The sequence below is a fragment of the Halomonas sp. HG01 genome, from assembly GCF_000968715.2.
In the GTDB taxonomy this organism is placed as follows: domain Bacteria; phylum Pseudomonadota; class Gammaproteobacteria; order Pseudomonadales; family Halomonadaceae; genus Halomonas; species Halomonas halophila.
Genome location: NZ_CP022134.1, coordinates 2,895,729 through 2,917,875, shown reverse-complemented (window position 1 = coordinate 2,917,875; position 22,147 = coordinate 2,895,729). Strand labels below are relative to the sequence as shown.

Below are 22,147 nucleotides of genomic sequence, written 5' to 3'. Positions count from 1 at the left end.
AGCTTCCAGCTTCCAGCTTCCAGCTTCCAGCTTCCAGCTTCCAGCTTCCAGCTTCCAGCTTCCAGCTTGCGCATCTGGCGCGCGCTCTTTAGAATACTGGCGCCCGTTCGTCCGACGAACGGACATCGTGTATTTCGATAATCACCTCCTTGCTTCCCCTGGGGCCTCACGCCTCTCTGGAAGCTGCCAAACCGCAAGGAGAACCCATGCGTCATTACGAAGTCGTGTTCATGGTCCACCCGGACCAGAGCGAGCAGGTTCCGGCGATGGTCGAGCGCTACACCAGCATCGTCACCGAGAACGGCGGTACCGTGCATCGCCTCGAAGATTGGGGTCGCCGTCACCTGGCCTACCCGATCAACAAGATCCACAAGGCTCACTACGTGCTGATGAACGTCGAGTGCCGCGGCGAGACTCTCGAGGAAATCGAGAACATCTTCCGCTTCAACGACGCCATCATCCGCAGCCTGGTCGTGCGCTGCAAGGAAGCCGTCACCGAGGCTTCCCCGATGATGAAGCCGGCGGAAGAGAAGCGCGCCCGTCGTGACGAGAAGCCGTCGCGTCCCGCCCAGTCCGCCTAAGCCACACATCGCACGCTAAGGAGTCTTTCCCATGGCACGCTTTTTCCGTCGCCGCAAGTTCTGCCGTTTCACCGCTGAAGGCGTGAAGCAGATCGATTACAAGGATCTGGACACCCTCAAGGCCTACATCACCGAGACCGGCAAGATCGTTCCCAGCCGCATCACCGGGACCAAGGCCCGTTACCAGCGTCAGCTGTCCACCGCCATCAAGCGGGCTCGCTACCTGGCGCTGCTGCCCTACACCGATAGCCACCAGTAAGACACTAGCGTGATGCTGCCCGTCGCCCGCTGGATGATGCGCGGTACGCCCCAGGCAGTCGCCGGGGCGGCCGCGGCCACACTGGTCCCCTGGCTGTTCTGGCTGGGCGCGGCGATCGCCGGCCTGGTCACGCTGCGCCGCGGCCTGGCACCGGCGCTCCCGGTGATCGTCGCCGCTGCCGTGCCGGCGGGCTGGTGGTGGACCCGGGGTGACGTCATCCCGCTGGCCTGCATCCTGCTGGTCACGCTGATGGCGGTGGTGCTGCGCTCGCGCCTGCGCTGGAGCGAGACGCTGATCGTCGGCGCCCTCGCCGGGGCGGCGATGATCCAGCTGGGCATCTTCGTGCCGCCGGGCGGCACCGGGCCCCTGCTGGAGCAGCTGCGCCAGGGCTCGCCGGAGTTCGCCTCGATGCTCGACGAGCTCTCGCGCCAGGGGCTCGAGACCGAACGGCTGGCCGAGATGCTGATCGGCGGCGTCACCGGGCTGATCGTGCTGCTGGCCTCGGTGGCCTGCCTGGCCCTGGCCAGGAGCTGGCAGGCGGGGCTCTACAACCCCGGCGGCTTTCGCGAGGAGTTCCAGGCCCTGCGCCTGGTGCCCCGCGAGCTGCTGGTGCTGATGGCGTTTCTCGTCATCGGCACGGTGCTGGTGCTGCCCGGCCTCGGCCTGATGCTCTGGGTGCCGTTGCTGGTGGCCGGCATCGCGCTGGTGCACGGTGTTATCGGATTGAAGGGAATGAACGGGCTGTGGCTGGTCGCCTTCTATGTGCTGCTGATCACCACCTGGCCCATGATTCTCATCGTGCTGCTTGCGGCCCTGATCGACGCGTTCGCGGATATTCGCGGACGACTCGGCCGCAGCGACTGACAAGAGGTTTACGAGATGGAAGTCATTCTGCTCGACAAGATTGGCAAGCTGGGCGGTCTGGGTGACCAGGTCACCGTCAAGCCCGGTTATGGCCGCAACTACCTGGTGCCCTACGGCCTCGCCGTGCCGGCCACCAAGGACAACATCGAAGCCTTCGAGGCCCAGCGTGCCGAGCTCGAAGCTCAGGCCGCCGAGCGCAAGGCCGAAGCCGAAGCCCGCGCCGAACAGCTCAACGACATCGAGCTGTCCCTGGTCGCCAAGGCCGGCGATGAAGGCAAGCTGTTCGGTTCCATCGGTCCGCGCGACCTGGCCGACGCCATCTCCTCTGCCGGCATCGAGGTAGAGAAGAGCGAAGTCCGCATGCCGGAAGGTCCGATCCGTCAGACCGGCGAATACGACATCGCGCTGCACCTGCACGCCGAAGTCGACGCCACCGTGCGCGTGGTGGTCGTGGCCGAATAAGCCCGACTCCCCCGCGGACGCCAGGGGCGCGAGGAGAAATCCTCGCGCCCTTTTTTGCTTGCCCGTGCCACGTTATCCCGGCTGGGGCGTCAGGCGTCCTTCGAGGTAGAATGTGCCGGCCCATGTTGCGGAGGTGCCCGCCCCAATGAACGAATCCCTCGAGCTCGATCAGGAAACCGCGGCGCTGAAGGTGCCGCCTCACTCGCTGGAGGCCGAGCAGTCGGTGCTCGGCGGACTGATGCTCGACAACCAGGCCTGGGACAGCGTGGCCGACCGGCTGGTGGCCAACGACTTCTATCGCTACGAGCATCGCCTGATCTTCAACGTCATGGCGACGCTGGCCGAGGAGGCGCGGCCGCTGGACGTGGTGACCCTGTCCGAGGCGTTGGAGGGGCGTGATCAGCTCGAGACCGTGGGCGGCCTGGCCACCCTGGCGGAGCTGGCACGCAACACGCCGTCGGCCAGCAACATCCGCGCCTATGCCGACATCGTTCGCGAGCGGGCCACCCTGCGCAAGCTGATCCATGCCGCCAACCAGGTCGCCGAGAGCGCCTTCGCGCCCCAGGGGCGGCCCGCCGACGAGCTCGTTAACGAGGCCGAGCGCCTGGTCTTCCAGATCAGCGAGGAGCGGCCCAAGGAGGGGGGCCCGGTCGGCATGAGCGACCTGCTGGCCAAGGCGGTGGATCGCATCGACGAGATGTTCAACATGCAGGGCGAGATGACCGGCCTGTCGACCGGCTTCCGCGACCTGGACGACATGACCTCCGGACTGCAGCCTTCGGACCTGGTGATCGTGGCCGGGCGCCCGTCCATGGGCAAGACCACCTTCGCCATGAACCTGGTCGAGCATGCGGTGATCTCCAGCGACAAGCCGGTGGTGGTGTTCTCGATGGAGATGCCGGGCGAAGCGATCATGCTGCGGATGCTCTCGTCGCTGGGGCGCATCGACCAGACCCGGGTGCGGACGGGTCAGCTCGAGGACGAGGACTGGCCGCGCCTGACCTCGGCGGTGAACCTGCTCAAGGACAAGCAGCTGTTCATCGACGACACCGCGGCGCTGTCGCCCAACGAGATGCGCTCGCGGGTGCGCCGGATCGTGCGTGAGCACGGCAACCTGGCGATGATCATGATCGATTACCTGCAGCTGATGCAGGTACCGGGTTTCTCCGAGAACCGCACCGGCGAGATCTCGGAGATCTCGCGCTCGCTCAAGGGTCTGGCGAAGGAATTCGGCTGCCCGGTGGTGGCGCTGTCGCAGCTCAACCGCTCGCTGGAGCAGCGTCCCAACAAGCGCCCGGTGATGTCGGACCTGCGCGAGTCCGGCGCCATCGAGCAGGACGCCGACCTGATCGGCTTCGTCTATCGCGATGAGGTCTACAATCCGGATAACCCCGACAACCAGGGACTGGCCGAATTCATCATCGGCAAGCAGCGTAACGGGCCGATCGGCACGGTGCACATGGCGTTCATCGGCAAGTACACCCGCTTCGAGGATCTGGCGCCGGACAGCTATGGCGACACCTTCGGCGAGTGACCCCCTTGAGCGGGGCAGCCGGCGCCGTATAATCCCCACCCCTCGAACAGCACACTGGAGAAGCACCATGGCAGGCGGATTTCAGCGCGGTAATCGGCGGCGCACCCCGAAGCTCGAGGCGCGCGGCGAATTGCAGTCCGTGGAACGCGAAGGGCCGTTCAAGGAGTGGCTGGGCATGCCGGATCTCTATCGCTACCAGCTGGTGGTGGACGGCGAGGACTACAGCTATCAGACCGAGGACTCGGAGCTGCCGGTCGCGGTCGGCGATCGCGTGGTGTTCCGCTACAAGGAGACCAAGGCCGGCAAGTGGGTCGACCGCAACTCCCTGGGCAAGGCGATCGATCCCGCCGACTACCAGTAACCGCCTTCGGCGGCTTCCCGCCGGGAACCCCGGTGCCCTCCATCGGTCTCAGGGCGATACGGTGCCGTCATCGTCGTGTCATACGACAGGACGAGACTGTATCAGCATTCATCCTGAGATATCCCGATGGAGGGATCATGGACTTCAATGACCTCAAGGCCTTCGTGGCCCAGCACGACAACTTCGAGATCCGCGTGATCAGCCATGCCGGCAGCCGCGTCTACCAGGTCGAACTGGAAGACATCGAGGGCCAGCGCCACCTGCTGACCCAGCGCGGCAAGCCGATGTTGTTCCGCGCCCTCGACGACGTCTACCTCGAGCTCAAGCGCGCCGGCATCCACCGTGCCTATCTGGTGCAGTACGTGGCGCACGACGAGATGATCGGTCGCGACGCGAACTACCACGACGCGCTCAGCTCTCGCATGCCGCTGGTGTTCTAGCCTGCGAGCCGCGCCTTTCCTCGATCACCATTCACCGACCTCCGGCATCGCGCCGGCCCACCGACTTGCCACCGTACGCCTCAGCGCGCTCCCCGACCCGACTGGTGGCATGTTTTCCCCCGCGTCTTCCGGCCTTTCCGGCCAGCCCGGTTTCCGTCGCGTTCTCGCCGTGCCCGATGGCGTCGCTCCCATCGCTCAGCGATCCGAGCGCCTCGTCCAGGCCTGCCAGCGCTGCCCCAGCCCGATCCGGTAGCGAGCGAAGACGGCATAGCCGCGATCGACGCCCCACGCCAGGCCCGGCAGCATCGACAGCGCCACCAGGCGACGATAGCCCAGCACCGCGTAGAGCGCCCGGCTGGCGTCCATGCCGACGAACCAGGTGCCGTCGGCGTCGCGCAGGTGAAGGCGGCCCATCATGACCTCGAACGAACGCCCCCATTCGGCGGCGACGTCGGTCGTCTGGATGTCGACCAACCTGACCCGCTCGCGGCGCGGGTGGCGCGCCAGCCAGGCGACTTCACGCTGGCAGAAGGGGCAGTGGCCGTCGTGGAAGAGTGTCACCGGCGAGACGGCGTGACGAGGCGAGGGGGCGCGACGTGTCGAGCGCGGGCGGTGCATCATCAGGGGGCTCCGTGGTCGGTGGCGTCATGATAGCCGGCGCGGTGCTCGCCTCGACCGTAGGCCGGCTCGGTTTCGAGCCCGGCGAGGAAGGCCTCGGCCTGGTCGCGCATCGCCGCCCGCTTGTCGTCCGACATGCGGTCCAGCGAGCCGTAGATCAGCTTCATGCGGTGGTTGCCCGACAGCGCCTCGCGGTGGGTCTCGAGGAAGCGCCAGTAGAGGCTGTTGAGCGGGCAGGCGTTGTCGCCGACGACCCGTTTGGGATCGAAGCGGCAGTGCCGGCAGTGGTCCGACATGCGGTCGATGTACTTGCCCGAGGCGCAGTAGGGCTTGGAGCCCATCAGCCCGCCGTCGCCGTGCAGCACCATGCCCAGGGTGTTGGGCAGCTCCACCCACTCGCAGGCGTCGGCGTAGACCGCCAGGTACCAGTCGCACAGCGCGTCCGGCGCCACGTCGCACAGCAGCGCGACGTTGCCGGTGACCATCAGCCGCTGGATGTGGTGGGCGTAGGCATTGTCGCGGGTCATCTCGATGGCACGCTTCAGGCAGCGCAGTTCGGTGTCGCCGGTCCAGTAGCAGGCCGGCAGCCCGCGGTTCGCCCCCAGGGCGTTGGCACGCTTGTAGTCGGGCATACGCGTCCAGTAGAGGCCGCGCACGTATTCCCGCCAGCCCAGTATCTGGCGAATGAAGCCCTCCGCCGCGTTGAGCGGCGCGCGGCCCTGACGATACTCGCGCTCGGCGCCCTCGCACAGCTCCCGTGGCGAGAGCAGGCCGAGGTTCAGTGCCGCCGACAGCCGTGAGTGGAACAGGAAGGGCTCGCTGTCGCTGATGGCGTCCTGGTAGCGGCCGAAGTCGGGCAGCAGTTCGGCGAGGAAGTGGCGCAGGTCGGCCAGGGCCTGGCGCCGGGTCACCGGCCAGTGAAAGCCCGCGAGGTCACCGAAGTGGTCTCCGAAGTGTTCTTCCACCAGCGTCATGACCTCGCGGGTCACGTCATCGCGGCGATGGCGGGGCGGGGCGGGCACCTCGATCCCCTCGGGCAGTGGCTCGCGGTTGTCGTGGTCGTAGTTCCAGCGCCCGCCGGCGGGCGCGTCGTCCTCCATCAGCAGGCCGGTGCGGCGACGCATCTCGCGGTAGAAGTACTCCAGGCGCGGTGACTTGCGTCCCTGCTCCCAGGCGGCGAAGTCGTCGGGGGTGGTGTAGAAGCGATCGTCCTCGATCAGCCGCCAGGGCAGGGCACTGCCCTGGCGTTCGCGCATGGCCTGCCACAGCCGCCACTCGCCCGGGCGCACCGCGCGGATCTCGTCGCAGCCGTACAGGCGTGCCAGTCGCTCGGCCTCGTCGAGCAGCGTCTGGGCGTTGTCGGGGTCGTCCAGGGCGCTGTAGTGGACGCGGTGGCCGCGGTCGCGCAGGTCGGCGGCGAAGTGACGCATGGCGGCCAGGACCAGGGCGATCTTCTGGGGGTGGTGGGGCACATAGCGGCCTTCCTCGGCGGCCTCGCACAGGGCGATGACGGCCTCGGGCGGCGCCTCGCGAAGGCTCGCCAGATCGACATCGAGCTGGTCGCCGAGCACCAGGATCAGCGGACGGGACATGGTTCACCAGAAATTGTACAAATCTAACCGATAGTATAACGATATTTCGCCCGAACGCCCGTGATGGTAGGCTAGGTCATTCAGTTTCGTCTCATGTCGACCACGGGGAACGCGCGCCATGCCAGCCTTAGAGCACTCATCCGATGCCGAGCGGGACTCACCGGGAGAGGGGCGGCTGCGGCATGCGCCAGCGGAACATCCCGCGCTGCCTCGCGCCAAGGTCGGTGTGGTGCTGGTCAATCTCGGCACGCCGGACGCCACGGACTACTGGTCGATGCGCCGCTACCTCGGCGAGTTCCTGTCCGACCGTCGCGTGGTCGACTATTCGCGCTGGCTGTGGCAGCCGCTGCTGCAGCTGGTGATCCTGACCCGGCGCCCCTTCATTTCCGGCAAGGCCTATCGCAGCATCTGGAACCAGGAGCGTGACGAGAGCCCGCTGCTGACCATCACCCGGGAACAGACGGAGAAGCTGAGCGAGCGGCTCGAGACGGCCTACGGCGACCAGGTCGAGGTGGACTTCTGCATGCGCTACGGCAATCCCTCCACCGACAGCGTGCTGCGTCGCCTGCAGGCCCGGGGCTGCGAGCGCATCCTGTTCTTTCCGCTCTATCCCCAGTACGGCTCGCCGACCACCGCCACCGCCAACGACCAGGCCTTCCGCACCCTGATGCGTCTCAAGTGGCAGCCGGCGATCCGCACCGTGCCCGCCTATTACCGGCATCCGGCCTACCTCGAGGCGCTCACCGCCTCGGTGCGCGAGGCCTATGCGGCCGCCGAGTCGACCCCGGAGGTGCTGGTGGCCTCCTATCACGGCGTGCCCAAGCGCTACCTCGACGAGGGCGATCCCTACTACTGCCACTGCCGCCAGACCACTCGGCTGCTGCAGGAGCGTCTGGGGGTCGACGATGCGGCGATCGAGACCACCTTCCAGTCCAAGTTCGGTCCCGAGGAGTGGGTGGGGCCGGCCACCGTGGAGCGGGTCGCCGAGCTGGCTCGCCAGGGGCGCAGGCATATCGCGGTGATCTCCCCGGCCTTCTCCGCCGACTGCGTGGAGACCCTCGAGGAGGTCCAGCAGGAGATCCGCGACGCCTTCCTCGCGGCCGGCGGCGAGACCTTCACCTACGTGCCCTGCCTGAACGCCCGCGACGATCACGTCGCGGCGCTCGAGGCCATCGTCCGCCAGGAGCTCGCCGGCTGGCTGTAGGCCGTCCATCACCAGCCGTCACAACACGAACGGGCGGCCCCGCAAGGGGCCGCCCGTTCGTGTCGAGCCGCGGTAGGCGTCGGCCGTTTCAGCGTCCCGGCGGGCGCTTCTCGAGCGTGATGGGGCCGCGGTCGGGGGGCGAACCGTGGGGCACCGGCGTCTGGCCGACCTCTTCCTCCTGCAGCTCCACGGGGCGCCCGCGGGTCTTGTCGACGTACTTGAGCTGCAGGTGCAGGCCGGTCTTGGCTAGCAGGTGGGCGCTCACCGGGGCGGTGATGAACAGGAACAGGGCAATCAGGATCTCCTGCACCACCGGCTCGCTGTCGGCGATGCCGAAGTAGAGCATCGAGGCGACCAGGGTGCAGCCGATGCCCATGGTGGTCGCCTTGGTCGGCCCGTGCAGGCGCATGTAGAAGTCGCGGAGGTGGGCCATGCCCAGCGAGCCGATGAAGGCGAAGGCCCCGCCGGCGATCAGGAACAGCGAGATGATGGCCTCGAGAATCACGTAGAACGTCATGCGGGGCTCTCCTATTCGATGATGTCGCCGCGCAGCAGGTACTTGCAGACCGCCACGGTGCTGATGAAACCGAGCATGGCGATCAGCACCGCCGCCTCGAAGTAGGTCTTGGTGCCGAGCCACAGGCCGAGCAGCACGATCAGCGCGATGGAGTTCACGTACATGGTGTCCAGCGCCAGGATGCGGTCGGGCAGGCTGGGGCCGACCGTCAGCCGGAAGGTGTTGAGCAGCAGGGCCAACATCACCAGCGTCAGGCTGATCTTCAGGGCGATGTCTAGCATTCGTAGATCTCCTTGAGCGGGCGCTCGTAGCGTTCGCGGATCTGCTCGATCAGCGCCTCGTCATCCTCCACGTCCAGGGCATGGATCAGCAGCGTCCGGCCGTCCATGCGCAGGTTGGCCGACACCGTGCCCGGCGTCAGGCTGACGGTGCTGGCCAGCAGGGTGATGGTGAAGCGCTCCTCCAGCATCAGTGGATACTCGACGAAGTGAGGCCGCGAGCGCTGACGCGGGTTGAGGATCAGCCAGGCCACCTGGAAGTTGGCGACCACGATGTCGCCGAGGACCCGCAGCACGTAGCGCAGCAGCAGCCCGGGTCGCTTGACGTTGGGCTGCACGTCCCAGAAGCGATAGGTGAGCAGCGGGATGGCGATGGCCAGGGCGCCGCCCAGCAGGAACTGGCCGAAGGCCAGGCTGCGCACCAGCAGCAGCCACACCACCAGCAGCAGCAGCGACAGCATCGGGATCGGAAGCCAGGAGCGAGAGCGGATCATGAGGCGTCTCCAGCGTCGGACAGCAGGGTGCGGACCATGGCGTCGGGGTTGGCTAGCTGCTCGGCGGCGGCCTGGGTGTAGTCGCTCACCGGGCCCGCCAGTGCCACCAGCAGCGGCGAGGTGGCCATCAGCAGGGTGACGCCGATCCACTGCTGGCGGGGCAGCGGCTCGCCGTCGCGCTCGCCCTTCTGGCTGCGCCAGAACAGCGTCGAGCCGGCCCGGGACAAGGCGATGATGGCGCCCAGTCCGCTGATCAGCAGCAGCGGCCACAGCCACGGCTGTTGCTCGGGCGTGGCGGCGTCAAGCAGCAGCGCCTTGCCGATGGCGCCGGACAGCGGCGGCAGGCCGGCCACGGCCACGGCGCCGGCCAGGAACAGCATCGCCAGGGCGCCGCCCTGGGTCAGCGGGCGGCCGCGGACGATGCGCGTGCCGGCCTTGCCGCGCTGCAGGCCGATCATCTCGGCGAGCAGGAACAGGCCGCCGGTGACCAGGGTGCTGTGCACCAGGTAATAGAGCAGCGAGGACGTGGCCTCGACTGTGCCCATGCCGACGCCGGCCAGCAGGGTGCCCACCGAGACCAGCACCAGATAGGCCACCAGCAGGCGCAGATCGCGGGCGGCCAGCACGCCGAGGGTGGCCACGGCCAGGGTCGCCAGGGCCAGCCACCAGACCCAGGGCTGCTGCAGGGCGGCCAGGCTGCCGGCCTGCTCGCCGAAGATCAGCGAGTAGACTCGCAGGATGGCGTAGATGCCGACCTTGGTCATGATGGCGAACAGCGCCGCCACCGGGGCCGGGGCCGCGGCATAGGCCCGCGGCAGCCAGAAGTAGAGCGGCAGGATGGCGGCCTTGAGGCCGAACACCACCAGCAGCAGCAGCGCGCCGGCGGTGACCAGGCCGCTGCGTTCGGCGGGCAGCTCGCCGATGCGGGCGGCCATGTCGGCCATGTTGAGGGTGCCGGTGGCGCCGTAGAGGGTGCCCACGGCGATCAGGAACAACGACGAGCCGGCCAGGTTCAGCACCACGTAGTGGACCGCGGCCTGGGTGCGCGACCTGCCGCCGCCGTGCAGCAGCAGGGCGTAGGAGGCCAGCAGCAGCACCTCGAAGAACACGAAGAGGTTGAAGAGGTCGCCGGTCAGGAAGGCGCCGTTGATGCCCATCAGCTGCAGCTGGAAGAGGCCATGGAAGTTGCTGCCCTGCTCGTCGTCGCCGCCGCAGGCGAAGATCACGCAGCCCAGGGCCAGCACCGAGGTCAGCAGCACCATCAGCGCCGAGAGCCGGTCGAGCACCAGCACGATGCCGAACGGCGGCTGCCAGTCGCCGAGGGCGTAGTAGGCGATCTCGCCCCCCGCCGCCCGGTCGACCAGCATCGCCGAGACCACCACCAGCGCCAGGGTGGCGCCGACGCCCAGCCAGCGCTTGTTGCGCGGATTGCCGTGGCGGGTGCGCAGCAGCAGCACCCCGGCGATCAGCGGCAGCACGACGGGCAGAACGATCAGATGTGGGCTCATCGACGGTTCTCCTCTCGGTCGTCGCGGTTGCGGCCGCCGTCGACATGGTCGTTACCCATGTCGCCCCGGGCCCGCATCGCCAGGATCACCGCGAAGGCGGTCATGGCGAAGCCGATGACGATGGCGGTCAGCACCAGCGCCTGGGGCAGGGGATCGGCGTAGGCGGCCTTGCCGTCGACGATGGCCGCGCCGTGGGTGGTCAGCCCGCCCATGGAGAACAGGAACAGGTTGACCGCATAGGACAGCAGGGTCAGGCCCACCACCACGGGGAAGGTGCGTCCCCGCAGGATCAGGTAGAGGCCACAGGCGCTGAGCACGCCGGTGGTGATGGCGTAGAGGCTTTCCATCAGCGTTTCTCCTTGCCGCTGGAGGTGGTGGCTGGGGTCTCGTCCTTGCCCGGCCGGTGGGGCGTGGTGACCTTGCCGAGGTTGGCCAGGATCATCAACGTCGCCCCGACCACGGCCAGGTAGACGCCCAGATCGAAGATCATCGCCGTGGCCAGCTCGAAGTCGCCGACCAGCGGCAGGTGGAAGTGGCCGAAGGACGAGGTCAGGAAGGGATAGCCGAACAGCCAGCTGCCCACCCCCGTCAGGGTCGCCAGGCCGACGCCGGCGATGGCCACCGGCTGGTAGGGGAAGTCGAGGCGCGCCTGGGCCCACTCCACGCCGCGCGCGATCAGCAGCAGGATCAGCGCCACGGCGGTGATCAGGCCGGCGATGAAGCCGCCGCCCGGCAGGTTGTGGCCGCGCAGGAAGATGAAGGCGGACACCAGCAGGGCCAGGGGCAGCAGCGCCTGGGAGATGGTGGTCAGGATCATCGGATAGCGGTCCGGGCACCACAGCCGGCCCTCGGTATCGCTGTGCGGCATGAACAGGCGCAGGCGATTGAGCAGCTTGAAGATCGCCAGGCCGGCGATGGCCAGCACGGTGATCTCGCCCAGGGTATCGAAGCCGCGGAAGTCGACCAGGATGACGTTGACCACGTTGTGGCCGCCGCCGCCGGACACGCTGTTGTCGAGGAAGAAGCCCGAGATGCCGGCGTTGTCGCGGGTCAGCACCGCGTAGTTGAGACTGGCGATGGTCGTGCCCAGGCCGCCGGCGAGGGCGATGTCGCGCAGGTTGCGCGGCATCGAGGACTCGCGGGGCGTCTTCTGGGGCAGGAAGAACAGCGCCAGCATCAGCAGGATGATGGTCACCACCTCCACCGAGAGCTGGGTCAGGGCCAGGTCCGGGGCGGAGAAACGGGCGAAGGTCAGCGACACCAGCAGGCCCACCATCGACAGCATCAACAGCGAGATCAGGCGGTAGCGGTGGGTGACCACGGTGGCGATACCGCTGAAGATCAGCAGCGCCGCACCGGTGAGCAGGATGCCGTCCACCGGTCGCTGTGGCGTCTCGCCGGCCAGGCTCGGCATCTTGCCGAGGCCCAGCGCGACGAAGATCAGGGACACCAGCAGCAGAAGCCCCACGTAGCGCTGCAGCGAGGCGTTGTCGAGGCGTTCCAGCAGGGCTTCGGCACGGTTTCCCGCGCGCTGCACGCCGGCTTCGAACACCAGGCGGGCATCCACCGGCTTGAAGCCGCGCAGGAAGCGTCGCAGGTGCGAGTGGGCGCTGTAGAGTCCGATGCCGACCGCCAGTGCCACGGCGCTCATCGCCAGCGGCAGATTGAGGCCGTGCCAGATCGCCAGGTGGAACTCCAGCGGCGCCAGCAGCACGGCGCGACTGGCCAGGTCGAGCAGGCCGCCGGCCAGCGCCGAGGGGAACAGCCCGACCAGCACGCATAGCGTGGCCAGCAGCGCCATCGGGGCACTCATCAGCCGCGGCGGCTCATGGGGCGTCTTGGGCGGCGCCTGGGTCGCTGCCTTGAAGAACACCGCGTGGACCAGACGCAGCGAATAGGCCACCGAGAGCACGCCGCCGGCGGTCGCCAGCACCGGCATCAGCCAGCTCAGGCCACCGAGGATCGGCGTGTGCAGGGTCTCGGCGAACAGCATCTCCTTGGACAGGAAACCGTTGAACAGCGGCACGCCGGCCATGGCCGCGCCGGTGATGGTGGTCAGCACGGCGGTCAGCGGCATGGCCCGGCGCAGCCCGCCCAGGCGCGACAGCTCGCGGGTACCGGTCTCGTGGTCGACGATGCCGGCCCCCATGAACAGCGCGGCCTTGAAGGTGGCGTGGTTGATGATGTGGAACAGCGCGGCCAGGACCGCCATGGGGCTGCCGATGCCCAGCAGCACGGTGATCAGACCGAGGTGGCTGACGGTGGAGAAGGCCAGGATGCCCTTGAGGTCGGTCTTCATCAGCGCGAACCAGGCGCCATAGAGCATGGTGATCATGCCCACCAGCGAGACCGTCAGGGTCCACAGCTCGCCGCCGGCCAGGGCCGGATGCAGGCGCGCCATCAGGAAGATGCCGGCCTTGACCATGGTCGCCGAGTGCAGATAGGCCGAGACCGGAGTCGGCGCCGCCATGGCGTGGGGCAGCCAGAAGTGGAAGGGGAACTGGGCCGACTTGGCGAAGGCGCCCAGCAGCACCAGGGCCAGGGTCAGCGGGTAGCGCGGGTCGGCGAGGATCGTCTCGCCGCTGGCCAGTACGGTGTCCATGTCGTAGCTGCCGACGATGTCGCCGATCAGCAGGAAGCCGGCCAGCAGCGCCAGCCCGCCGGCGCCGGTGACCGTCAGCGCCATGCGCGCGCCCTTGCGGGCATCGCTGCGGTGCGACCAGAAACCGATCAGCAGGAAGGACGAGAGGCTGGTCAGCTCCCAGAAGATCCACAGCAGCAGCAGGTTGTCGGACATCGCGATGCCGACCATGGAGGCCATGAACAGGATCAGGTAGGCGTAGAAACGCCCGTAGGGCTCGTCCGGATCCAGGTAGTAGTGCGCGTAGAGCAGGATCAGCAGGCCGATCCCCAGGATCAGCAGGTTGAACAGCAGCGACAGGCCGTCCAACCGGAAGGCCAGCTCCAGGCCCAGGGTTGGTATCCAGTCGACGGCGACACGCAGCGTCTCGCCGTCGAGCAGGGCGGGGATTTCCGCCAGCATCAGCAGCAATGCCAGGGCGGGCAGGGCGGCGGTGGCCAGGGAGCATTCCCGGCGTCTCAGTCCGGCGCCGAAGGCCGGCACCAGCACGCCGAGAAGGGGTAGCAGCGCTATCCACATCAAGGTCATCGATCAGTCATCCTGCTCGGTTGCGTCATGTCGGAGCGTCATCATGCCGAGAGGGCGGCCGCGCGCAAGAGGTCAGGCGCCGCCTCCGTCCCGGGGCCGATCGAGCCCCATGAAGTAGTTGAATCGCAATACCTTACCGTATCGGGCGGCGGCTCGCGCCATCTTGCCTTTCAAAATCGGGCTCTTTAAGGTTGGGTCACGTTTTCATCCGCTGGGACCGCGCGGACGCCAGGGAGGGATGCTCGATGCAACTGGTTGTGTTGGGAGGTGTCTTGCTCGCCGGGATGGCGCCGCTGCTGCATCGCTGGTTCGGCGCGCGCACCCCGCTGCTGATGGCGGCGCTGCCGGCGGGGATCGCCGCCTGGCTGCTGGCCCAGTGGCCGACCATCGTCGCGGGCGACACCCTGCGCCTGGAATGGGCCTGGGCCCCGGGGCTCGATATCAGCCTGACTTTCCTGATCGACGGCCTGTCGCTGCTGTTCGCCCTGCTGATCAGCGTGATCGGCGCCCTGGTGCTGGCCTACAGCGGCGAGTACCTGCGTGGCCATCGTGACCTGCCGCGCTTCCTGGTGGTGATCACCGCCTTCATGATGTCGATGCTGGGCCTGGTGCTGGCCGACAACCTGGTGGCGCTGTTCGTGTTCTGGGAGCTCACCAGTGTGACCTCCTACCTGCTGATCGGCTTCAATCATACCGATGCGACGGCCCGCAAGGCCGCCCAGCAGGGGCTGCTGGTGACGGTGGGCGGCGGCCTGGCGCTGCTGGCGGGCTTCGTCATGCTGGCCGTGGCCGGCGACAGCTGGTCGCTGGCGGCCCTGGTCGAGCGTGGCGAACTGCTGCGCCAGCACGATCTCTACACGCCGCTGCTGATCTGCATCCTGGTCGGGGCCTTCACCAAGTCGGCCCAGTTCCCCTTCCACTTCTGGCTGCCCAATGCCATGGCGGCGCCGACCCCGGTCTCGGCCTATCTGCACTCGGCGACCATGGTCAAGGCCGGGATCTACCTGCTGGCGCGTCTGCATCCAGCGCTTGGCGGCAGCGAGACCTGGACGCTCACCCTGTCGCTGGTCGGCGCCCTGACCATGGCCACCGGGGCCTTCCTGGCGATTCATCACACCAGCATCAAGAAGCTGCTGGCCTATTCCACGGTGATGGCGCTGGGCACCCTGACCCTGCTGCTGGGCATCGGCACGCCCGGGGCCCTGAGCGCCTTCGTGGTCTTCCTGCTGGCGCACTCGCTCTACAAGGGCACGCTGTTCCTGATCGCCGGCATCCTCGACCACGAGACCGGTACCAAGGACGTCACCGCCATGGGCGGGCTGCGTCGGGCCATGCCGCTGACCGCCACGCTGGCCGTGGTCGCCGGGCTGTCGCTGGCCGGCCTGCCACCGTTGCTGGGCTTCGTCGGCAAGGAGCTGATGTTCGCCTCGGTACTGGGCGCCACGGCCTGGCGCTGGCTGCTCCTGGCCCTGGCCTTCCCGGCCGCCTTCCTGACCCTGGCGGTGGCGGCGATCGTCACCCTGCGGCCCTTCTTCGGTGCCTCTCGGGAGACGCCCTGCACGCCCCATGAGCCGCCCTTCGCCATGCTCGTCGGCCCCCTGCTGCTGACGTCGCTGTCGCTGTGGCTGGGGCTGGCGCCGGGCGGGCTGGATGGCCTGACCAACGCCATCCTGGCGGGCATCGGCGCGCCCGGCGCCGGCGTGCACCTGGCGCTGTGGCACGGGGTCAACCTGCCGCTGGTGCTGTCCGTGGCCAGCCTGGTGCTGGGGGCGCTGGTGTATCGTCACTGGGATCGGCTGCGCGTCGCCCTGCGGCGGCTCGACCCGCTGATGGCGCGTGGCCCCGAGGCCGGCTATGCGGCGCTGATGGCGGGCCTGGTGTCGCTGTCGGCCTGGCAGACTCGCTTCCTGCAGAACGGCTATATGCGCAATTACCTGGTGATGACCCTGCTGGTCTTGCTGGGGCTGGTGGGGCACGCCTTCTTCTTCCGTCACGGCCTGGCGATCGAGCTCGGCCTGTCGGTCCACTTCCACGAGGCGGTGGTCGCCGGGCTGATGGTGGCTGGCGCGGTGGCCGCCTGCGTGATGCGGGCCCGGCTGGCGGCGGTGGCGGCGGTGGGGGTGATGGGCTTCTCCATCGCCCTGACCTTCGTGCTGTTCAGCGCGCCGGACCTGGCCATCACCCAGCTGCTGGTGGAGACCCTCACCGTGGTGCTGCTGGCGCTGGTGCTGTTCCGCCTGCCGCGCTTCGCTACCCTGTCGACCCCCCTCGAGCGGCTTCGCGACCTGGTGGTGGCGACCCTGACCGGGGGGCTTATCACGTTGCTGATGCTCTCGGTGCTGTCCGGGGAGCGCCTGCCGCGCATTTCCGACTGGATGGTCGCCAACAGCCAGCCGCTGGCGCACGGGCACAACATCGTCAACGTCATCCTGGTGGATTTCCGCGCCCTGGACACCCTGGGCGAGATTTTCGTCCTGGCCCTGGCGGCCGTGGGCGTCTATGCCATGCTGCGCTTCCACGCCGGCGAGTACGAGGCTCGCGATGACCGGCGCTCGGGAGGGCCGTCCGATGGTTAAGTCCGGCACCCTGATCCTGAGCGTCGCCGCTCGCCTGCTGCTGCCACTGCAGCTGCTGTTCTCGGTGTTCCTGCTGCTGCGCGGACACGACGAGCCCGGCGGGGGCTTCATCGCCGGCCTGGTGGCGGCAGGGGCCTTCGCGCTCTACCTGTTCGCCTTCGGTCGTCATGCCTTGCGCCGGGTGCTGCGGGTCTCGCCGCGCGATCTGGTGGGCGTGGGGCTGCTGCTCGGCGTGAGCTCGACGCTGCCGGCCTGGTGGAGCGGCGAGCCCTTCTTCACCGCCCACTGGTGGACGATTCCGGTGATCGACTTCAAGGCCTCGACGCCGCTGATCTTCGATATCGGCGTCTATCTGGCGGTCGTGGGCGTGGTGCTCACCGCCATCACCGCCCTGGTGGACACCGATCGACACGATGAGGGATAGCCTATGGAACCCCTGATGGCCGTGACCATCGGCGTGCTGTTCGCCACCGCCATCTACATGATGCTGCGGCGTTCCATCGTCAAGCTGGTGATCGGGCTGATGCTGCTGTCCAACGCCGCCAACCTGCTGATCTTCGCCACCGCCGGCATGCGCCGCGGGGCGCCGCCGCTGGTGCCGGAGGGGCTCGCTGCCCCCGAGTCGGCGGTGGCCGATCCGCTGCCCCAGGCGCTGGTGCTGACCGCCATCGTCATCGCCTTTGGCGTGCTGTCGTTCGCGGTGGTGCTGGTGCGGCGCGCCTGGGAGATCGTGCGCGCCGACGACCTTGACCGGATGAAGGATACCGATACGTGACCCCGCAGATCGCGCTACCCGTCCTCATACCGTTGTTCGCCGGGGCCCTGTCGCTGGTGTTCTGGCGGTCCCGCACGATGCAGCGCCTGATCGCGGTGGGCGGCACCGTCGGGCTGCTGGTCACCGGCATCTGGCTGCTGATGACGGTGAACCGCGACGGCATCCAGGTAATGCAGATGGGCGGCTGGCCGGCGCCCTTCGGCATCAGCCTGGTCGCCGACCTGCTGGGCGCGCTCATGGTCGTGCTGACCGGTATCATCGGCCTGGCGGTGGCGCTCTTCTCGCTGGCGTCGGTCGGCCGCGGGCACCAGGACTACGGCTATTTCCCGCTGATGCACCTGCTGCTGGCCGGCGTGGCCGGGGCCTTTTTGACCGGCGATATCTTCAACCTCTACGTGTGGTTCGAGGTGATGCTGGTGGCGTCCTTCGCGCTGCTGATCCTGGGCAGCGAGAAGCCGCAGATGGAAGGGGCGATCAAGTATGTCACCCTCAACCTGGTGTCGTCGGTGCTGTTCCTGGTCGCCGTGGGCCTGCTGTACGGCATGGTGGGCACCCTCAACATGGCCGACATCGCCCGCCGGCTGGCGACGCTGGACGATACCGGCATGGTCGATGTGCTGGCGATGATGTTCATGGTCGCCTTCGGCATCAAGGCGGCGGCCTTCCCGCTGTTCTTCTGGCTGCCGGCCTCGTACCACACGCCGCCGGTCGCGGTGTCGGCGCTGTTCGCCGGTCTGTTGACCAAGGTCGGGGTCTATGCGCTGTTTCGGGTGTTCACGCTGATCTTCCATCACAGCCCCGGCTATACCCATGAGATCCTGCTGTGGGGGGCCGCCCTGACCATGCTGTGCGGCGTGCTGGGGGCGGCGGCGCAGTTCGAGTTCCGGCGCATCCTGTCGTTCCACATCGTCAGCCAGATCGGCTACATGATCCTGGGGCTGGCGCTGTTCACGCCCCTGGCGATCCTCGGCGGCGTGTTCTATATCGCCCACCACATCATCGTGAAGACCAACCTCTTCCTGATCAGCGGTATCGTCCAGCGGCTGCGCGGCAGCTATCGCCTCGAGACGCTGGGCGGCGTCTATCGCGAGCATCCCTGGCTGGCGGTGCTGTTCCTGATACCGGCGCTGTCGCTGGCCGGCATGCCGCCGCTGTCGGGCTTCTTCGCCAAGTTCATCGTGATCCGGGCGGGCCTCGAGGCCGAGGCCTACGGGGTGACGGCGATCGCCCTGCTGGTGGGGCTGCTCACCCTGTACTCGATGATCAAGATCTGGAACGAGGCGTTCTGGAAGGCGCCGCCCGGTGGCGAGGCCGGGGGCGAGCCCCAGCGGGAGGTCGGGCAGCGCGAGCTGTGGCTGATGGGCGCGCCGGCGGTCGGCCTGGCGCTCTGCACCCTGGCGATCGGCCTGCAGCCCGACGCGCTCTATGCGCTGGCCGAGGCCTCGGCGGCGCAGCTGCTGGCGCCCGAGCGCTACATCGAGGCGGTACTCGGCGTACCGGGAGGGGAATCATGATCGGCGCGGCCTGGAACCTGATGCTCGGCGTCGCCTGGGTGGTGCTGACCGGCGACTTCAGCGGCGGCAGCCTGTTCGCCGGGCTGGTGTTCGGCTACCTGGTGCTGGCGCTGATCCAGCCCCAGGTGCCGGCGCTGGCCGGTTACGCCCAGCGGCTGCCGCGACTGATCCGCTTCGTCGGCTTCTTCCTCAAGGAGCTGGTGGTCTCCAACCTGCGGGTGTCCTACGACATCGTCACGCCGCCCTGGTACATGAAGCCGGGGGTGATCGCGATGCCGCTGAAGGCACGCACGGAATTCGAGATCGCCTTCGTCGCCAACCTGATCTCGCTGACCCCGGGGACGCTGAGCCTGGACGTCTCCGACGACCGCCGCGTGCTCTACATCCATGCCATGTTCCTCGACGACGAGCCGGCGCTGACCCGCAGCCTGGCCGAGCTCGAGCGGCGTGCCCTGGAACTCTTCCACTGACGAGGGGAGGCCTATCCCGTGTCGATCGTGATCCTGTTCAGCCTGGCCGTGATGTCGCTGGCCCTGTGCCTGGCGTTTGCGCGCCTGTTCCGGGGGCCGAGCCTGCCGGACCGGGTCGTGGCGCTGGAGCTATTCTCTTCGATTCTCGTCGGCATCATCGGCGTGGTGGCCATCGCCACCGACGTGTCGATCCTGCTTGACGTGGCCATCGTCATGGCGCTGATGGCCTTCATGGCGACCATCGGTTTCGCCCGATTCCTGGAGCGGGGAGGACCGCGAGATGACTGAGGCACTGACCGCCGCCGGCATGCTGACCGGTTCGACCTTCATGCTGCTGGCGGCCCTGGGGGTGGTCCGCCTGCCCGATCTGCTGACGCGACTGCACGCGACCACCAAGGCGGCCACGCTGGGCGTGTCGCTGATCATGCTGTCGGTGGCGGTGCACTTCGCCGAGACGGCGGTGGTGGCCCGGGCCCTGGGGATCATCCTGTTCCTCATGCTGACGGCGCCGGTGGCGGCGCACATCATCGGCCGCGCCGGCTACTTCGTCGGGGCCCGACTGTGGGATGGCACCGTCAAGGACGAGCTGCGCCCCCACTACGATCCGCTGACCCATCGCCTGCGCAGCGGGCGCGAAGGCGACGACGAACCGCCTGCCACGCCGCCCCATCGCGACTGACTTCCCCGCCCGCAAGACGCGTCTCGTTGCACCGAGGCGCGTCGCCCCCGAGACCCGCGACATCCACAGGCCGACGTCTCGATCACCACGTTCGGTTCATCCCACCCGCCTGCCGGCCCGCAGGGCGAATGCTGACCGCGTCGGCCGTTCCGCTTGCGTTCGCGGCCATGGGATATAACATGTACATAAGTTGTACCATTTTTTATCCCTGTCCATGTTAGGTGGAGCCATGCGTCGCAAGGCTGATCTGCCCTCCAAGCCGTGCCAGTGCTGCGGCCGCCCGTTCCGGTGGCGGCGCAAGTGGGCTCGCTGCTGGGCGGAGGTGCGCTATTGCAGCGACCGTTGCCGTCGCGAGGTCAGGCGCCTTTCACGACGCCAGGACGGGGCATGAGGGGGCCGTCATGAGTATCGATCTCGTCTGGCTGCGCCAGGACCTGCGCCTGGCCGACAATCCGCTGTTCGCCGGGCCGTTGGGAGAGCACCTGGCCTGCGCCTATGTGCTGGATGAGCGCTGGCTGAAGGAACGGCGCATCGGTGCGGCCCGCCTCGGCTTCCTGTGGCAGAGCCTGATCGAGCTGCGCGGCCGACTGCTCGCCCGGGGCAGCGATCTGCTGGTACGCCTCGGTGACCCTTCCGAGGAGGTAGCGGCCCTGGCCGCCGAGCTCGGCGCTCGGCGAGTGAGGGTGCGGTGGGATCCCGGCTGGGAGGAGACCCGCGCCGTCGAGCGGCTGGCGCCACGCCTCGCCGCGGATTGCGAGCTCGAGTGCCTGGAAGGGGGCATGCTGTTCACCGAGGACGACCTGCCCCGGCCCGTCGAGGCGCTGCCGCCCGGCTTCTCCGGGTTCCGGCGTCGGCTCGAGACCGTCACCCCGCAATACGCCGGTTCGATTCCCGTGACGCTGCCGCCCTGGCCGCCCCAGGCCTCACGCGGGCTGCCGCCGCTGCGCTGGGTCGACGTGCGGGCGGCGGAATGGAGCGCCTCGTCGCTCGGCGGCTTTCGCTTCACCGGCGGCGAGCGTGCCGGCCTCGCCCGGCTGAACGACTATCTGTGGGGCAGCGGGGCGGTGGCGCACTACGCCGAGACTCGCAACGGTCTGGTCGGCGCCGACGTATCCAGCCGGCTGTCGCCCTGGCTGGCGCTGGGCTGCCTGTCCGCCGCTCAGGTCAACGACGCCCTGGACGACTGGGAGGCGGAGAGCGGGGCCAGTGACTCGAGCCGTTGGCTGCGCTTCGAGCTTTGGTGGCGGGAGTATTTCCACTGGGCCGCCCGGCAGGACGGTCGGCGACTCTACGGCGGCGCCACGCCACCCGACGGGGGCGAGGACTTCGCGGCCTGGTGCCGCGGCGAGACCGGGCTGCCGTTCGTCGACGCCGGGATGCGCGAGCTGGCCGAGACCGGCTGGCTGTCGAACCGCGCCCGCCAGAACGTGGCCAGCCATCTCGTGCACGACCTGGGCGTCGACTGGCGACTGGGGGCGGCCTGGTTCGAGCGCTGCCTGATCGATCATGACGTCGCCAGCAACTGGGGCAACTGGGGCTACATCGCCGGCCGTGGTCGTCATGCCAGGGCGCATCGCTTCGATGTGCTGGACCAGGCCGAGCGCTACGATCCCCGGGGCGACTACGTGGCCCGCTGGTGCCCCGAACTCGCCGACCTGCCGCCCGGCAGCGCCCGCCATCGCCCCTGGCAGCACGATCCCGCGGTCTTCCTGCCGCCGCCCTCGCTGGCGATGTCGGCCCATCGGGACGTCGCGCCATGAACGCCGATCGCGATGACCTCGAGCGGGGCGCCCGCCGCCCCGGCATGATCGGGCTCGGCGTCGCCGGGCTGGCGCCGTTCGTCGTGACCCTGCTGGCGGCCTTCCTGGCACCGCCGCCGGGGCAGGCCCTGGCCATCCAGGCCTTCCTCGCCTACGGCGCGGTGATCCTGTCCTTCCTCGGCGGGGTGCACTGGGGGCTGGCGCTGGCAGGCGCCGGCGGCCCAGAGCCCGCGGGTCGCCGGCTGGTCGTGGGCGTGCTGCCGAGCCTGGTCGCCTGGCCGGCGCTGCTGCTCGATCCGCCGGCCACCGCCGCGACGCTGCTGGCCGGCTTCGCCGCCCTTCGCCTCTACGAGGCGGGCCCCGGCGCCGCGGGGCTGCCGAGCGACTATCGGCGGCTGCGCACTCGCCTGACCGCCGTGGTGGCGGCCTGCCATCTGGCGCTGATCGCCCGGCTGCTGCTACTGGCCTGAGCCGGCGTTCTGCGCGATCATC

The 22,147-nt window shown here is 68.5% G+C and carries 26 protein-coding genes; 18 read left to right on the top strand and 8 right to left on the bottom strand.

What is annotated here, in order from left to right; all coding sequences use genetic code 11:
- Positions 1 to 206: 206 nt before the first annotated feature.
- From rpsF to UN84_RS13825, 7 genes are all read left to right on the top strand, one after another.
- Positions 207 to 581 carry a 30S ribosomal protein S6 gene (gene rpsF / locus UN84_RS13855; protein WP_016853667.1) on the top strand — a complete coding sequence of 125 codons (375 nt, stop codon included), beginning with the start codon at positions 207 to 209 and terminating at the stop codon, positions 579 to 581.
- Positions 582 to 612: 31 nt separating this feature from the next.
- A complete protein-coding gene (gene rpsR, locus UN84_RS13850; RefSeq protein WP_016853668.1) occupies positions 613 to 840 on the top strand; it encodes a 30S ribosomal protein S18 in 228 nt (75 codons plus the stop codon).
- 12 nt (positions 841 to 852) lie between these two features.
- Positions 853 to 1,704: a hypothetical protein gene (locus tag UN84_RS13845; protein ID WP_035596670.1), complete on the top strand. Its 852-nt coding sequence runs from the start codon at positions 853 to 855 to the stop codon at positions 1,702 to 1,704.
- A 15-nt stretch (positions 1,705 to 1,719) separates the two neighbouring features.
- Positions 1,720 to 2,166: a 50S ribosomal protein L9 gene (rplI, locus tag UN84_RS13840; RefSeq protein ID WP_035596666.1), complete on the top strand. Its 447-nt coding sequence runs from the start codon at positions 1,720 to 1,722 to the stop codon at positions 2,164 to 2,166.
- A gap of 145 nt (positions 2,167 to 2,311) precedes the next feature.
- Positions 2,312 to 3,700: a replicative DNA helicase gene (dnaB, locus tag UN84_RS13835; protein WP_035596663.1), complete on the top strand. Its 1,389-nt coding sequence runs from the start codon at positions 2,312 to 2,314 to the stop codon at positions 3,698 to 3,700.
- 67 nt (positions 3,701 to 3,767) lie between these two features.
- The gene (locus UN84_RS13830; RefSeq protein ID WP_035596660.1) at positions 3,768 to 4,061 is read left to right on the top strand and encodes a hypothetical protein; all 294 of its coding nucleotides are present in this window, start codon (positions 3,768 to 3,770) and stop codon (positions 4,059 to 4,061) included.
- A gap of 137 nt (positions 4,062 to 4,198) precedes the next feature.
- On the top strand, positions 4,199 to 4,501 hold the full coding sequence (locus UN84_RS13825) for a DUF6482 family protein (RefSeq protein WP_035596658.1): 303 nt from the start codon (positions 4,199 to 4,201) through the stop codon (positions 4,499 to 4,501).
- 195 nt (positions 4,502 to 4,696) lie between these two features.
- Here UN84_RS13825 and UN84_RS13820 read toward each other — a convergent pair whose 3' ends face one another.
- Positions 4,697 to 5,122 carry a thiol-disulfide oxidoreductase DCC family protein gene (locus UN84_RS13820; RefSeq protein WP_237022327.1) on the bottom strand — a complete coding sequence of 142 codons (426 nt, stop codon included), beginning with the start codon at positions 5,120 to 5,122 and terminating at the stop codon, positions 4,697 to 4,699.
- A complete protein-coding gene (locus tag UN84_RS13815; RefSeq protein WP_046078219.1) occupies positions 5,122 to 6,711 on the bottom strand; it encodes a cryptochrome/photolyase family protein in 1,590 nt (529 codons plus the stop codon). Before UN84_RS13815 ends, UN84_RS13820 begins: the two co-directional genes overlap by 1 nt.
- Before the next feature lie 118 nt (positions 6,712 to 6,829).
- Between UN84_RS13815 and hemH the strand changes: the two genes are divergently transcribed.
- Positions 6,830 to 7,915: a ferrochelatase gene (gene hemH, locus UN84_RS13810; protein WP_035596654.1), complete on the top strand. Its 1,086-nt coding sequence runs from the start codon at positions 6,830 to 6,832 to the stop codon at positions 7,913 to 7,915.
- Positions 7,916 to 8,003: 88 nt separating this feature from the next.
- On the opposite strand, the gene UN84_RS13805 is transcribed toward hemH, so the two are convergent.
- Genes UN84_RS13805 through UN84_RS13780 form a run of 6 tightly spaced genes read right to left on the bottom strand, consistent with a single transcriptional unit; the run spans position 8,004 to position 13,881 of the window.
- Positions 8,004 to 8,432, bottom strand: coding sequence for a Na+/H+ antiporter subunit G (locus UN84_RS13805; RefSeq protein ID WP_035596652.1), 429 nt, complete (start codon positions 8,430 to 8,432; stop codon positions 8,004 to 8,006).
- 11 nt (positions 8,433 to 8,443) lie between these two features.
- Positions 8,444 to 8,713, bottom strand: a complete 270-nt coding sequence (locus UN84_RS13800) for a K+/H+ antiporter subunit F (protein ID WP_016853678.1) — start codon at positions 8,711 to 8,713, stop codon at positions 8,444 to 8,446.
- Positions 8,707 to 9,204 (bottom strand): Na+/H+ antiporter subunit E, encoded by a 498-nt coding sequence (locus UN84_RS13795; protein ID WP_035596648.1) that lies wholly within the window; start codon positions 9,202 to 9,204, stop codon positions 8,707 to 8,709. The genes UN84_RS13800 and UN84_RS13795 overlap by 7 nt, the downstream gene beginning before the upstream one ends.
- The gene (locus UN84_RS13790; RefSeq protein ID WP_035596646.1) at positions 9,201 to 10,712 is read right to left on the bottom strand and encodes a monovalent cation/H+ antiporter subunit D; all 1,512 of its coding nucleotides are present in this window, start codon (positions 10,710 to 10,712) and stop codon (positions 9,201 to 9,203) included. Before UN84_RS13790 ends, UN84_RS13795 begins: the two co-directional genes overlap by 4 nt.
- Entirely contained in the window at positions 10,709 to 11,059 is a 351-nt protein-coding gene (locus UN84_RS13785) for a Na+/H+ antiporter subunit C (protein WP_035596643.1), read from the bottom strand. The genes UN84_RS13790 and UN84_RS13785 overlap by 4 nt, the downstream gene beginning before the upstream one ends.
- Positions 11,059 to 13,881: a monovalent cation/H+ antiporter subunit A gene (locus UN84_RS13780; protein WP_046078218.1), complete on the bottom strand. Its 2,823-nt coding sequence runs from the start codon at positions 13,879 to 13,881 to the stop codon at positions 11,059 to 11,061. Before UN84_RS13780 ends, UN84_RS13785 begins: the two co-directional genes overlap by 1 nt.
- A 245-nt stretch (positions 13,882 to 14,126) precedes the next feature.
- Here UN84_RS13780 and UN84_RS13775 point away from each other — a divergent pair, with 245 nt between their 5' ends.
- From UN84_RS13775 to UN84_RS13730, 10 genes are all read left to right on the top strand, one after another.
- A complete protein-coding gene (locus UN84_RS13775) occupies positions 14,127 to 16,457 on the top strand; it encodes a putative monovalent cation/H+ antiporter subunit A (RefSeq protein WP_046078217.1) in 2,331 nt (776 codons plus the stop codon).
- Positions 16,450 to 16,881 carry a Na+/H+ antiporter subunit B gene (locus tag UN84_RS13770; protein WP_035596699.1) on the top strand — a complete coding sequence of 144 codons (432 nt, stop codon included), beginning with the start codon at positions 16,450 to 16,452 and terminating at the stop codon, positions 16,879 to 16,881. The genes UN84_RS13775 and UN84_RS13770 overlap by 8 nt, the downstream gene beginning before the upstream one ends.
- Positions 16,882 to 16,884: 3 nt before the next feature.
- On the top strand, positions 16,885 to 17,232 hold the full coding sequence (locus UN84_RS13765; RefSeq protein ID WP_016853685.1) for a Na+/H+ antiporter subunit C: 348 nt from the start codon (positions 16,885 to 16,887) through the stop codon (positions 17,230 to 17,232).
- Positions 17,229 to 18,746 (top strand): Na+/H+ antiporter subunit D, encoded by a 1,518-nt coding sequence (locus UN84_RS13760; RefSeq protein ID WP_046078216.1) that lies wholly within the window; start codon positions 17,229 to 17,231, stop codon positions 18,744 to 18,746. Before UN84_RS13765 ends, UN84_RS13760 begins: the two co-directional genes overlap by 4 nt.
- Positions 18,743 to 19,216, top strand: coding sequence for a Na+/H+ antiporter subunit E (locus UN84_RS13755; protein ID WP_046078215.1), 474 nt, complete (start codon positions 18,743 to 18,745; stop codon positions 19,214 to 19,216). Before UN84_RS13760 ends, UN84_RS13755 begins: the two co-directional genes overlap by 4 nt.
- Positions 19,217 to 19,234: 18 nt before the next feature.
- Positions 19,235 to 19,504: a monovalent cation/H+ antiporter complex subunit F gene (locus UN84_RS13750; protein WP_106487934.1), complete on the top strand. Its 270-nt coding sequence runs from the start codon at positions 19,235 to 19,237 to the stop codon at positions 19,502 to 19,504.
- Positions 19,497 to 19,895, top strand: a complete 399-nt coding sequence (gene mnhG / locus UN84_RS13745) for a monovalent cation/H(+) antiporter subunit G (RefSeq protein ID WP_046078214.1) — start codon at positions 19,497 to 19,499, stop codon at positions 19,893 to 19,895. The genes UN84_RS13750 and mnhG overlap by 8 nt, the downstream gene beginning before the upstream one ends.
- 214 nt (positions 19,896 to 20,109) lie before the next feature.
- Positions 20,110 to 20,286 carry a DUF2256 domain-containing protein gene (locus tag UN84_RS13740; RefSeq protein ID WP_307725214.1) on the top strand — a complete coding sequence of 59 codons (177 nt, stop codon included), beginning with the start codon at positions 20,110 to 20,112 and terminating at the stop codon, positions 20,284 to 20,286.
- A 10-nt stretch (positions 20,287 to 20,296) separates the two neighbouring features.
- Positions 20,297 to 21,655, top strand: coding sequence for a DASH family cryptochrome (locus UN84_RS13735; protein ID WP_173835018.1), 1,359 nt, complete (start codon positions 20,297 to 20,299; stop codon positions 21,653 to 21,655).
- On the top strand, positions 21,652 to 22,125 hold the full coding sequence (locus tag UN84_RS13730; RefSeq protein ID WP_046078213.1) for a DUF3429 domain-containing protein: 474 nt from the start codon (positions 21,652 to 21,654) through the stop codon (positions 22,123 to 22,125). Before UN84_RS13735 ends, UN84_RS13730 begins: the two co-directional genes overlap by 4 nt.
- The last annotated feature ends 22 nt before the right edge of the window (positions 22,126 to 22,147 follow it).